At 72.7% G+C, this 11,918-nt stretch carries 9 protein-coding genes, 4 tRNA genes and 1 pseudogene; 6 read left to right on the top strand and 8 right to left on the bottom strand.

All coding sequences use genetic code 11. From position 1 onward, the window contains the following. Positions 1-8 precede the first annotated feature (8 nt). Together AC5WAM_RS21740 and AC5WAM_RS21735 are read left to right on the top strand one after the other, a co-directional pair. Entirely contained in the window at positions 9-377 is a 369-nt protein-coding gene (locus tag AC5WAM_RS21740) for a hypothetical protein (RefSeq protein ID WP_138960239.1), read from the top strand. A gap of 100 nt (positions 378-477) precedes the next feature. After that, positions 478-1,196: pseudogene (locus tag AC5WAM_RS21735) on the top strand (site-specific integrase); the annotation flags it as partial. 31 nt (positions 1,197-1,227) lie between these two features. Here AC5WAM_RS21735 and AC5WAM_RS21730 read toward each other — a convergent pair. The 5 genes from AC5WAM_RS21730 to AC5WAM_RS21710 all read right to left on the bottom strand — a co-directional run bounded on the left by AC5WAM_RS21730 (position 1,228) and on the right by AC5WAM_RS21710 (position 7,590). Next, a tRNA-Lys gene (locus AC5WAM_RS21730) sits at positions 1,228-1,303 on the bottom strand. A 100-nt stretch (positions 1,304-1,403) separates the two neighbouring features. Next, entirely contained in the window at positions 1,404-3,755 is a 2,352-nt protein-coding gene (locus AC5WAM_RS21725) for an FG-GAP-like repeat-containing protein (protein WP_495518534.1), read from the bottom strand. A gap of 168 nt (positions 3,756-3,923) precedes the next feature. After that, on the bottom strand, positions 3,924-6,179 hold the full coding sequence (locus AC5WAM_RS21720; RefSeq protein ID WP_495518533.1) for a DEAD/DEAH box helicase: 2,256 nt from the start codon (positions 6,177-6,179) through the stop codon (positions 3,924-3,926). A 321-nt stretch (positions 6,180-6,500) separates the two neighbouring features. Next, the gene (locus AC5WAM_RS21715; protein WP_495518532.1) at positions 6,501-7,052 is read right to left on the bottom strand and encodes a hypothetical protein; all 552 of its coding nucleotides are present in this window, start codon (positions 7,050-7,052) and stop codon (positions 6,501-6,503) included. A 187-nt stretch (positions 7,053-7,239) separates the two neighbouring features. Continuing rightward, the gene (locus tag AC5WAM_RS21710; protein WP_192918148.1) at positions 7,240-7,590 is read right to left on the bottom strand and encodes a metallopeptidase family protein; all 351 of its coding nucleotides are present in this window, start codon (positions 7,588-7,590) and stop codon (positions 7,240-7,242) included. 66 nt (positions 7,591-7,656) lie between these two features. On the opposite strand from AC5WAM_RS21710, the gene AC5WAM_RS21705 reads away from it, so the two are divergent. The 4 genes from AC5WAM_RS21705 (at position 7,657) to AC5WAM_RS21690 (ending at position 9,620) form a co-directional block, all read left to right on the top strand. Continuing rightward, positions 7,657-9,252, top strand: coding sequence for a metallophosphoesterase family protein (locus AC5WAM_RS21705; RefSeq protein WP_366790916.1), 1,596 nt, complete (start codon positions 7,657-7,659; stop codon positions 9,250-9,252). Positions 9,253-9,332: 80 nt separating this feature from the next. Next, positions 9,333-9,405: transfer RNA gene (locus tag AC5WAM_RS21700), tRNA-Glu, on the top strand. Between the two features lie 39 nt (positions 9,406-9,444). Next, positions 9,445-9,519: transfer RNA gene (locus AC5WAM_RS21695), tRNA-Asp, on the top strand. Between the two features lie 27 nt (positions 9,520-9,546). Beyond that, positions 9,547-9,620 (top strand) — tRNA-Phe (locus AC5WAM_RS21690). A 183-nt stretch (positions 9,621-9,803) separates the two neighbouring features. Here AC5WAM_RS21690 and AC5WAM_RS21685 read toward each other — a convergent pair. The 3 genes from AC5WAM_RS21685 to AC5WAM_RS21675 form a co-directional block, all read right to left on the bottom strand. Beyond that, complete coding sequence (locus tag AC5WAM_RS21685) at positions 9,804-10,655, bottom strand: cytochrome c biogenesis CcdA family protein (protein WP_495518531.1); 852 nt, start codon at positions 10,653-10,655, stop codon at positions 9,804-9,806. Next, positions 10,652-11,410, bottom strand: a complete 759-nt coding sequence (locus AC5WAM_RS21680; protein WP_366790914.1) for a DsbA family protein — start codon at positions 11,408-11,410, stop codon at positions 10,652-10,654. Before AC5WAM_RS21680 ends, AC5WAM_RS21685 begins: the two co-directional genes overlap by 4 nt. Before the next feature lie 68 nt (positions 11,411-11,478). Then, positions 11,479-11,856: a hypothetical protein gene (locus AC5WAM_RS21675; protein WP_366790913.1), complete on the bottom strand. Its 378-nt coding sequence runs from the start codon at positions 11,854-11,856 to the stop codon at positions 11,479-11,481. Positions 11,857-11,918: the final 62 nt, after the last annotated feature.

Here is an 11,918-nt window from a genome sequence, read left to right as displayed (position 1 = left end):
AGGACCCCATGAGCAACGACGGCCGCATCTTCCGCGAGGCATGGATCGCCGGAGTGAAGAAGCACTTCCCCGGCGAGCCCAAGCCCGGGTACATCACCCCCTGGGAGGACACGCCGGACTGGGAGCGCGAGGCCGCAGCCGCGGTGTGCGGTCAGGTCCGCGACCTCATCGCGGCCAGCGGTGGTAAGGCCGCCAAGCTGACGCGGGAACAGCAGGGGCGGTTCGTCGCCCTCTGCTGGACGGCGCAGATCTTCAAGCACTTCGAGGACCCGAAGCCCAGCTACGTGGCCGACTGGGCCGAGCTGCCGCAGTGGCAGCGGGAGACGGACTCGGACATCTTCGGCGCCGTGCTCAAGGCGTCCGGCGTAGAGGGCTGAGCCCACTCGCGATTGTCGTGCCACACGGTCCGCGGGTGACGACGGTCGGGGCATGCCGCCCTGCGAGGGGTCCCAAGCCTGGTCATCGTGTGACACCCCACAGTTCGGCGCCTTCCTGGACGCGGTCAAGGGGGACCGGCTCTACGCGATCTTCCACCTCATGGGCAGCCGAGGCCTCCGGCGCGGCGAGGCGTCGGCCAGGACTGGCACGAGATCGACCTCGGCGTCGGCCTCATCACCCCCGCCAAGGAGATCGTGGTCGACGGCTGGGACCCGTACGAGTCCGAGCCGAAGACCGACGGCAGCGCGAACACCATCGCGCTGGACTCCGCGAACATCACCGTGCTCCACGCCTACAGGACCCGCCAGGAGAAGGAGCAGGCGAAGTGGGGCGCCGCCTGGAAGGACACGGGCAAGGTCTTCACCCAGGAAGACGGCTCCTGGCTGCACCCCGAGACGGTCTCCGAGACCTTCCGCCGCATCCTCGCGACGACCGACCTCCCACCCATCACGCTGCGCGACCTACGCCACGTCGCGGCGACCCTCACTCACGGCGGTGGCGGCGACATCCACGCGGTGAAGGAGACCCTGCGGCACTCCACCATCACGCTCACCTCGGGCACGTATACGAGCCTGATTCCCGAGGTCGACCGCGACATCGCCGAGAAGGCCACGAGCCTGATCCCCCGGGCCCGGAAGGGCGGGGAATCCGCTGGTGAGAGCCCTGATCATGCCGCGTCTGCTCACGCATCGCTCACGCACGAGCCGGAGAACGCAGCAGCGCCCGAACCCACCGAAGTGGACCCGGACGCTGCGTAGCAGGTCAGAGGGGGTTTCCCTCTCCCACTCTTGGTAGACCGTGTGGGACTCGAACCCACAACCAATGGATTAAAAGTCCACTGCTCTGCCAATTGAGCTAACGGTCCTCGCCGACGTGAGGTCGGCGCACCCATGAGCATAGCGGGAGGGGCCCCGCAGTCCGATCGGGTATCGGCACTGGGCGTGGCAGAGCGTCGGGGCGGGGGGTCAGCGGCCTCCGGTGAGCTGGAGCGTGCCGGTCTTCACCGTGCGGTAGGCCGGGTCGCCGGAGCCCTTCACGGCAAGGGTCCAGGTGTGGCGGCCGTTGCGGGGCCTGCCGCCGTCCGGGGTGCGGGCGTGCCAGCGCGCGGCGACCGACGCGGCGTCGTGTGCGGTGCCCCGTACGTTGCCGGACGTCCGGCCCGAGGCGTCCTTGAAGGTCACCTTCCACGCGGTGGCCGGGCGGGAGAGCTGCCAGTGGCCCTGCCATGTGCCGCCCCTGCCCGCGGCGGAGACCCGCCCGTCGGTCCGGGACTCGATGGACTCGATCGGCGAGCGCGCCACCGCGACCGGTGCGATCCGCACGCGCTGCGCGGCGTCGACGTAGGCGACGTGTCCGCCGAACCTGTCGACGGTCCACGTCACCCCGGCTCGCGCGTCCTCCGGGACGGTGGCCAGCCCCTTGACGGTCACGGGCGCCCCCGCACCCTTGTGGAAGTCGACGAGTTCGAGCCGCGTGCCCCGGTGGCGCACGAGGAAGCCGTCGCCGAGCAGCCCGCCGTAGGGAGGCAGTGCGATGTCCCTCTTCGCCTTCAGGTCCCGCACGCCGACCTTGCCCCCGCACGACCAGGACAGCCAACGTCCCACCACCTGGAGGTCGTTGGGCGCGCAGCGAGCGGCGAGCGTGACGGCCGCACCGGTCTTCCCCGACTTCAGGTCGTACGGGACGACCGTGCCGGCCTTCTTCCCCGGCTGCCACACCTTCGTGCCCCACAGGGCCGCCGAGCGGGCCTTCAGGGTGTGGACGACGCGGGTCGCGGTGCGGCTCTCCGAATCTCCGACGGCGTACCCCTTGGGGGAATGCGTCAGGACGTAACGGCCGGACGCGTCGAGGAGGCGGACCCGCCCCTGGCCGGGGGCGACCGTCCGGTGCGTGTCCGGGGACGTGGGCACGCGCACAGCGTTCCCGGTGGAGTAGGCGACTCGGCCGTTGCCGAGCGCGTGCAGTGCGACGCAGGCCGAGTCCTCCCCGCACCGGTCGTACGACCGGTCGGGCAGCGCGTAATCGTGCTCGGGGCGCGCCACGGCCTTGGGCGCGCCGGTACCGGGCAGACCACCCGACAGGTCGTAGGCGCGGAGCGCGCGCATCCCGTTGCCGCCCCCTCCCGCGGTCGCCACCGTCAGCCTGCCGCCGCCGAGCGCGAGCCCGTCGATGCCGGCCCTGACGGGCGCGATCGCGCGAACGGCAGTGAGCCGCACGCCGCCCGCACCCCCGGCGGACACGCGGTGGACGGCCCAGTCCGCCGCCCCCGTCCCCCCGACGACGAGGACCGAGCCGTCGGCGGCGGGTGCCAGCCTCGCACCCGCGTACGTCAGGAGCGTCTCGGCCCGCGCACCAGGCCCGTCGGCGCCGATCCGGAGCGCCTGCAACGGCTGGCCGACCCGCTCCTTCGGCTGCGGTTCGTCGCGCACGACGAGGATGCGGTCACCCGCGAGGGCCATCGTGGCCCGGGGCTTCGTCGGGGTGCCGGCGGGTCCCGGGACGCTGGTGCGCACCGGCGCCGCGCCCGGCGTGCCGCGCTCCACGGTGTACGCGGCATCGCCCTCGGGCCAGTAGCCCAGGACCCGGTCGGGAGAGAGCGCGAACGACGTGGGCAGGGCCTCGCCCTGGAGGCCGGGGAAGATCCGGGTGGCGGCGCCGGTGCAGTAGTCGAGCAGGTAGGCCCGCTCGCCCCCGGGGGCGTTCACGACGAGCACGGCGCCCTCGTGGTCCTGACTCCGTACGCGCTGCACGGAGGTCGCGTCGTCGGGCATCCCCGTCACCGCGCGGATCGAGGTCGTGCCGTCGGCCTCGGCGCGCAACAGGTGGAACGAGGCGATGGTGCCCGTCGCGCGGTCGATGACGTCCGAGACGGCGGTGCGGTCGGTGAAGCCGCCCGCCATCAGGGAGTGCCCGGACGGCGCGTTGATGGTGACGGACTCACCGGAGTCCAGGTCGGTGAGGTCCATCGCACGGAACCCCGGCCTGAGGCGCGCGACGATCGGCCCGTTCACACTGCCGAGTGCCACGGAGCGGGTGCGGCCGGTCCCGTACTCGGTCCAGACGGTGTCGCTCGTGCCGTCGTCGGACTCCTCCCGGTGGACGTATCCGGTGCGCCCGGCGCCGTACAGCGCCTCGCCGCGCGGCTCGAACCGGTCCGCGGCGTCGATGACGGTCCCCGTGGGCGCGGGCGCCACGGTGGTCCCCGTCGACACGGGCGCCGCCACAGCCGGTGGCACGGCGAGCGCGAGCGGTCCGGCGGACAGAGCGAGCGTCGCGGCCATGGCGACGCGGCCGCGCGACGAAGCGTGGCGAGCCAAGAGATCCCCCCTGATGATGGTCAATCGGCTCGGATGCTAACAGTCACGGTAGAAGACCCTGAGTACGGCTCAAGGCCCTGGACATGACGAAAGCGGGCACATCCGGAGATGTGCCCGCTTTCGTCTGCTATCGGCTATCGGCTACCGGCTGCGTGCCGGACCGGCGTGTCAGCCGTTGCGCTTCCAGCGCGGCTTGTCGTCGCGGCGGCCGAAGGAGCCGCCGGAGCGGTGGTCGTCACGGCGGTTGTACGACGGACGGTCGTGGCCGCCGGAGCGGTAGCCGCCGCCGGCCGGGCGGTCGTCGCGGCGGTCGCGGTTGAACGGACGGTCGCTGCCACGGTGGCCGGACGGGCGGTCGTCGCGGCGGAAGCCGCCACGGTCACCACGGTCGTCGCGGCGCTCGAAGGGACGGCCACCGCGGTCGTCACGACGCTGGAAGCCACCGCGGTCGCCACGGTCGTCACGACGCTGGAAGCCGCCACGGTCACCGCGGTCGTCACGACGCTGGAAGCCGCCACGGTCACCGCGGTCGTCACGACGCTGGAAGCCACCGCGGTCGCCACGGTCGTCACGACGCTGGAAACCGCCACGGTCGTCACGACGGTCACGGTCGAAGGAACGGCCGCCCCGGTCGTCACGACGGTCGTCACGACGCTGGAAGCCGCCACGGTCGTCACGACGCTGGAAACCGCCACGGTCGTCACGACGGTCACGGTCGAAGGAACGGCCGCCCCGGTCGTCACGACGGTCGTCACGACGCTGGAAACCGCCACGGTCGCCACGGTCGAAGCCCTCGGCGCGCTCGGCCTGCGGCTGGTCCGTCTGCTCCGGCACGGCGACCGGCGCGGCCTCGGCCACGGCGGCGTCGGCGGTCTCGGCGGCGGCAGCGGCGATCGCCTCGGCCGGGTCCTCGCCCCGCTCGCGCGCGGCCCGCGCGGTGAGGCGGTCGGCCTCCTCGCGCAGCTCGGCGGCGCGGCGCTGGGCGCGCTCCAGCTCCTTGGTCAGGCCCTGCACATCGCGCTCGGCCTGGCTCGCGGCCTGGCTGGCGGAGTCGGCCTGCACCTCGGTCATGGAGCGGGCGCCGGTGATCTCGGCGACCTCCGGGTCGAAGGCGCCGCCGCCGTTGATGACGTGGCGGGAGGCGTCGACGCCCGCGTCCTCCATGAGGCGGAAGATCTGGCGGCGCTGGTGCGGCAGCGAGAGGGACACGACCGTGCCGGAGCGGCCCGCGCGGGCGGTGCGGCCGGAACGGTGCAGGTAGTCCTTGTGGTCACCGGCCGGGTCCACGTTCAGGACCAGGTCGATGCCGTCGACGTGGATGCCTCGGGCGGCGACGTCGGTGGCGACGAGCGCGTTGACGTAGCCGTCCTTGAAGTCCGCGAGGGTCCGCGTGCGCGCGCCCTGCGTCATGCCGCCGTGCAGCGCGTCGGCCTTCACACCCGCGTCGCGCAGCTGCTCGGCGATGCGGTCGGCGCCCAGCTGGGTGCGGACGAAGATGATGGTGCGGCCCTTGCGCGCGGCGATCGCGGCGGTGACCGGCGCCTTGTCGCGGGGCTTCACGATCAGGATGTGGTGGGTCATGGTCGTGACGGCGCCCTGGGCGGCGTCGACCTCGTGGCTGACCGGGTTGACCAGGTAGCGCTTGACCAGCGTGGAGATCTCGTTCTCCATCGTGGCCGAGAACAGCATGCGCTGGCCGCCGGCCGGGACCTGGTCGAGCAGCTCGGTGACCTCGGGCAGGAAGCCCAGGTCGGACATCTGGTCGGCCTCGTCGAGGACGGCGACCTCGACGTTCTCCAGGGAGCAGGCGCCGCGGTTGATGATGTCGCGCAGACGGCCCGGGGTGGCGACGAGGATGTCGACGCCGCGCTCCAGGGCGTAGATCTGGTTGCCCATGGACGTACCGCCGCAGACGACCTTCATCTTCAGGCCGAGGACGTCGCCGTAGGGCTGGAGGGCGTCGGCGACCTGCATCGCCAGCTCGCGGGTCGGGGTCAGGATGACCGCGCGGGGCTTCTTCTTCTCGGTGTGGCCGTCGGCGAGGCGCGCCAGGGTCGGCAGACCGAAGGAGAGGGTCTTGCCGGAGCCGGTGCGGCCGCGGCCGAGGATGTCCTTGCCGGCCAGGGCGTCCGGGATGGTCGCGGCCTGGATCGGGAAGGGGGTGTGCACGCCGTTGCGCGCGAGCTTGCGGACGACGCCGTCGGGCAGACCGAGGTCGCCGAAGGTGATCTCGGGCTCGGCGTCGGTGTCGGCCTCGGTGTCGGCGGCCTCAAGGGCCTCGGCCTCGACGACCTGCTCCGCGGGCTCTACGGCCTCGGGCTCCACGGCCTCGACGGCCGCGGCGGCCTCGACGACGGCCTCGGCCATGTCGAGGGCCGACTCGTTCTCGGGCAGGACGGCGTGGTCAGAACTGGAAATGGACATGCGAAATGCGAAACCTTCCGGAGTCTCGGCACGCGCCCGTCAACTCCGTGATTTCGCAATGGACCGCCTCTATGCGGTCAGCCACGGCAAGGGAGAGTACGCGCCACGCGGCGCTCTTCTGTGTCGGCGCCGGGCAAATGGGATCAAACGATCTACCACCATACGCACCTACCACCCACATTGGCAAATGCGCACCACAGGAGCCGGATGTCGAGGGCGACGACGCGGCGGAGAACCAAGCCCGCCGAAGCCTCCCGAAGCCCGTCCGGCGCTTGAGGACGAGGCCGAAGGCCGAAGGCCCGCGCCCCACCCGCCCCCGGGCTACGCCGGGCCCGCCTCCGGCGACGGCTCCCCCTGCTCCTTGACCGGCCCCTCCGCCTCCCCGTGCGCCGACGACGAGGGCTCCGGGGTGGTGGGGTCCGGCGACGGCGTGGGCGGCTCGGGCGTCGGGTCCGGGGTGGGGGTGGTCCGCGTGGGGCGGGGCCCCGGCTTGGTGCGCGTCGGCGTCGGCCGCCCGTTCTTCGTCGGCTCGACCGACGCGGCGGCGGTGCCGGACCCGGCCCTCGACGGCTTGCTGCCCGGCTTGTCGTCGCCGCGGGCCTCCGGCGACGCCTCGCCCTTGTCGCCGCGCTTGCCCTTGCCCTTCTTCCCCTTGCCGTCGCCGCCCCCGCGGCGCCCGTCGTCGCCGTGCCCGCGCTCGTCGCCGGGCAGCACCGTGCCGCCGTCGGGCGCGGCGGCGCCCCCGCGCTCCTTGACCGACTTCCCGGGCACGGGCGCGCCGCTCCCGTCGTCGCCGATGCTCATGCAGCCCGCGGTCGCCGCGACGGCCACCACGGTCGCGGCCCACCGGACGGAAACGTAGAACTGGCGCACGGCCGAGCACCTCCGAGGCGCAGGGGGAGAGAGACGACCTGCCCAACTCCCGCGCCCGGCAAGAGGACACGCGCGGCACCGCCCCAAGAAGGACCCGCGCCCGGCCCGGCGACCCGGCCGATCAGGGACGGCAGGGCCCCGCCCGGGGCCGCCCCGGCCGATCGGGGGACGACCCGCCCGGGGCCGCTCAGCCGTACCCGAGCGCGTGCAGCCGCTCGTCGTCGATCCCGAAGTGGTGCGCCACCTCGTGCACGACGGTGATCTCCGTCTCCGCCACGACGTCCTCGCGCGAGGCGCACATCCGCAGCGTCGGCCCCCGGTAGATGGTGATCCGGTCCGGCAGCACCCCGGCGTACCACTCGCCCCGGTCGGTCAGCGGCGTGCCCTCGTAGAGCCCGAGCAGCTCGGGGTCGTCGCTGGGCGGCTCGTCCTCGACGAACACCGCCACGTTGTCCATGAGCCGTGTCAGCTCGGGCGGGATCCGGTCGAGCGCCTCGGCCACCAGTTCCTCGAACTCCTCACGCGTCATCTCCAGCACGGGCCCATTGTCGACCGTCGATCACCGGCAGGCATAGCCACCGCTCCGCGCGGGCATACGCGCCCAATGGGGCGCGACGTCACGGTCGTTCTGCGGTACCTGCGCAGCCTGCGCGGTGCCCCCACCACCCTCATCGACCGCGTCCGCGCCTTCCGGCGCGCACCCCGGAGCAGCCGTGAAAGCGCACGTCAGGGGCGCACTCTTGCCGAGCTCGGCAAGAGCCCGCGGCCTTTTGCGCGCTCCCTCGGCCTGATCACCGTCGTGGTGCTCGGCGCCTGGCTCGGCCTGCTGATCGTCGGCAGCGTCCGTACGTCCGTGGGGCCGATGGACACCCGAATGGCGCTGCGGCCCTCGCTCACCGGCGGCACGAAGATCGACGTGTCGCCCCTGGGCTCCCTGGAGCTGCGCTCGCACACCGCGCCGATCCGCCTCGACGTCGACGTGGACCGCCTCGACCCGGTGCGCTCCCAGGCCCTGGTCGACCACCCCGAGCGGATCTCGGGGCTCCAGGAGGAGGTGGCCTCCGACGTGGCGAACGGCACGCTCGACCTCGCGGTGCGCTCCTGCGCCGCGGTCGTCACCGGGGCGACCGCGCTCGGCCTCGCCGTCTACCGCCGCCCCCGGCGCGCGCTCGCCGCGGGCGGCCTGGCCCTGGCCCTGCTCGCCGCGTCCGGCGTGGCCGCGTTCGCCACCTGGAACCCCCGGTCGGTCCTGGAGCCGAAGTTCTCGGGGCTGCTCAGCAGCGCGCCCTCCGTGGTCGGCAACGCCCGCAACATCGTCAGCGAATTCGACGTCTACCAGCGCGAGTTGGCGCGCCTGGTGACGAACGTGACCAAGCTGTACGACGTGACGTCGACGCTGCCCGCGTACGAGCCGGACCCCTCCACGATCCGCCTCCTGCACGTCTCCGACATCCACCTCAACCCGGCGAGCTGGAAGATCATCAATTCGCTGGTCGAGCAGTACGACATCGACGTCATCGTCGATTCCGGCGACACCATGGACCACGGGACCTCCGCCGAGAACGCCTTCCTCGACCCCGTGGAGGACCTCGACGCGCCGTACGTGTGGGTGCGCGGCAACCACGACTCCACGACCACGCAGCGCTATCTGAAGCAGCTCAAGAACACGCACGTCCTGGACGACGGCAAGCCCGTCGACGTCGCGGGCCTGCGCTTCGCGGGCATCGGCGACCCCCAGTTCACACCCGACCGGTCCACGAAGGCGGAGGGCGACCCGGCGGAGGAGGTGGCGGGCATCACGCTCGCCTCGTCCCTGCGCGCCCAGGCCGCCGCGCGCACCCCGGTCGACGTGGCGGTCGCGCACAACCCGGTGGCCGCGCGCGAGACCGACGGGACGGTGCCGCTGGTGCTCGCGGGGCATCTGCACCGCCAGGACATGGAGGTCATGGACAAGGGCACCCGGCTGCGGACCGAGGGCTCCACCGGTGGCAGCGGGCTGCGCGCCGTGGAGGGCGAACACCCGGACCCCGTGGAGACCTCCGTGCTCTATCTGGACCGCGCGACCAAGCGGCTGCAGGCCTGGGACGAGATCAAGCTCGGCGGGCTCGGCCTCACGAAGGCCGAGGTCAGCCGCCATCTCCCCAAGGAGAACCAGCCCGGTGCCGAGCCCTCGACACCCCCGCCGGGCCCGCCTTCGTAAACCGTTTTGGCGATAGGTCCCCGCATCCCATATGCTTCTCACGTCCCCGACGCGCTGCGAAGCGCCCAGGCGGGTCGATAGCCCTCATCGTCTAGCGGCCTAGGACGCCGCCCTTTCAAGGCGGTAGCACGGGTTCGAATCCCGTTGGGGGCACGCACCACCCTGTGCGAGACTAGTGCTCGCACAACGCAAGGTCCTGTGGAGCAGTTTGGAGTGCTCGCCACCCTGTCAAGGTGGAGGCCGCGGGTTCAAATCCCGTCAGGACCGCTTGCAGATCACCTCGGTGAGCTGCGTGGCTGGGTAGCTCAGTTGGTACGAGCGATCGCCTGAAAAGCGATAGGTCGCCGGTTCGATCCCGGCCCCAGCCACCCTCACGAAGCCCTCGTCTCCGGACGAGGGCTTCGTCGTTTCCCGGCCCTAAGAAACCCTACGAAGGGTCCCCGCGGAGCCTCCCTCTCCGGCGGATGTTTCACGTGAAACACCTTGGGTCGCAGGCCAGTTGGCCCGCGACCCAAGGCGGGCCCGCTCCCGGGCAGGCCCGGGAGCGGGAGCTACTCCACGTCCGGCGTCGCCCGCGACTCCGCGCGACGGCCGCGGAGGGCCGCCGCGAGGGCCACCGAGGCCGCTACGGCGACCAGACCCACGAGGACCGCCCAGTCCGGCACCGCGTCGCCGATGCGGCTCGCCTTCTCCTGGACCGTGTACGAGTCGTCCACGTCGAGCAGGCCGGGCAGCGCGGCGGCGCCGTCATAGGCGAGGAACAGCGCGCCGAGCAGCACGAAGAACAGGCCGGAGAGCAGGGACGTGGTGTGCAGCTCCAGACGGCCGACGCGGAAGGCGCGGCCGCGCAGCCACCGCCGCCGCCCCAGGTCGAACCGCTCCCACAGCGCGGCGAGCACGAACAGCGGCACCGCCATCCCCAGCGCGTACACGGCGAGCAGCGCGCCCCCGTACACCGGGCTGCCGCTCACCGCGGCGACCGTGAGGACACTGCCGAGGATCGGGCCCGCGCAGAACCCCGCGAGCCCGTAGACGGCACCGAGCGCGTACACCGACACCGCCGTGGTGGGCCGGATGCGCCCGGACAGCTCGACGAGGCGGCGGGAGGCGAAGCCGAACCCCACCACCTGCGCGATCCCGAGCGCGATGATCGTCCAGCCCGCCCAGAACACCAGCTCCTCCCGGTGCCCGAAGAAGAACCGCCCGGCCGTGGACCCGGCGGCCCCGAGCGGCACGAGGGTCGTGGCGAGCCCGGCGTAGAAGATCCCCGTCCGGGCGAGCAGCCGCGACGTGGAGTCGATCGAGTACGCGAAGAACGCCGGAAGCAGCAGCGCGCTGCACGGGCTGACCAGGGCGAGGAGACCGGCGAGGAAGGCGGCGAAGTATCCGACGTCGGCCGTCACTTGCCGGACCCCTCCTTGCCGCCCTTGGCGCGGCTCGCCGCCGCCTTCTCGATCGCCTCCTCGAAGACGGACTGGGGCTGCGCGCCCGCGATGGGCCGCCCGTTGATCAGGAACGACGGCGTGGACGTGGCGCCGAGCTTGTAGCCCTCGTCCTGGTCCTTCTTCACCGCCGCCTTGGCCGCGTCACTCCCGGCGTCCCGCAGGAAGCGCGGGACGTCCTCGACCCCGGCCTCGCGCGCCAGCTCCTTGAGCCGGCCCTCGCCGAAGCCCTTCTCCTTGGCCCCGTCCGCGTACGCGGCCTCGTGGAACTGCCAGAACCGGCCCTGCTTGCCCGCGGCCCAGGCGCCCCGCGCCGCCCGCTCGGAGTCCTCACCGAAGATCGGGAAGTTGCGCCACTCGATGCGCAGGGTGCCGTTGTCGACGTACTTCTTCACCAGGTCCGGCTCGGTGTCCCGGGCGAACTTGCCGCAGAAGCCGCACTTGAAGTCCGCGAACTCGATCATGACGACGGGGGCGTCGGCCTTGCCCTGGGCGAGCGGGTCCTTGGCCTCGCGGCGCGCGAGCCCCTCCAGCTCGGGGAAGACGCCCGCCTCCGGGGCGGCGGAGTCCGAGCCCTTCTTGGCGGACGCGGAGGACCCCGTGGGCGCGGAGTCGTCCGGCTTGGTGGCCGTGTAGGAGGCGAGGCCGAGCGCCCCGGCGGCGACGGCGACCGCGGCGACGACGGCGATGTTCTTCTTCTTGCGGGCAGTGGACATGGTGATGCGCTTCTCCTGTTGCGTGCGTAGGCGTGCGTAGCTGAAGGGACCCCTGAGACAGGGGCCTCCTACACGCGCAGAACGGAGAGATCCACCGGTGAGGGCGGCGGGAGCGGCGGCGGCGCGCGCAGCGACGCGACGGCCCGCACGGCCGGCTCGCTTCCCCAGGAGTCGTAGTCGACGACACGGGCCGCGTACGCCGACGGCGGCAGCTCGTACCCGGGACCCTGCCGCGGCGGCACCGCGGGCCGCTGCCCCAGGTCGGAGGCGTCACTGCGGCCGCAGCCGGGCACGCCCCGCCCGTCGGCGTCCTGGACGAAGACGTGTGCCGCCCGCTCGACGGGCGGCGCGGGCCGGTCCGCGAAGGCGGGCCCGCAGAACGCCCCGAGCACCACGAGCAGCACCGCCACCAGGGGGCACCACGGCGTACGCACACGGGACAACATGCCCGGAATGGTACGTGCCGCGCCGCACACCCCGGGAAATCGGTTGGCCACCTGTGAGCACC

The sequence above is a fragment of the Streptomyces sp. JLYT201 genome, assembly GCF_059448825.1.
This window is presented reverse-complemented; position numbering and strand designations above follow the sequence as displayed.

Bases quoted from the DNA above. Each gene is read 5' to 3' on its own strand.
- AC5WAM_RS21740 (WP_138960239.1), top strand. From the start codon at position 9: ATGAGCAACGACGGCCGCATCTTCCGCGAGGCATGGATCGCCGGAGTG.
- AC5WAM_RS21720 (WP_495518533.1), bottom strand. From the start codon at position 6,179: ATGTCCATTTCCAGTTCTGACCACGCCGTCCTGCCCGAGAACGAGTCG.
- AC5WAM_RS21705 (WP_366790916.1), top strand. From the start codon at position 7,657: ATGGGGCGCGACGTCACGGTCGTTCTGCGGTACCTGCGCAGCCTGCGC.
- AC5WAM_RS21680 (WP_366790914.1), bottom strand. From the start codon at position 11,410: ATGTCCACTGCCCGCAAGAAGAAGAACATCGCCGTCGTCGCCGCGGTC.
- AC5WAM_RS21675 (WP_366790913.1), bottom strand. From the start codon at position 11,856: ATGTTGTCCCGTGTGCGTACGCCGTGGTGCCCCCTGGTGGCGGTGCTG.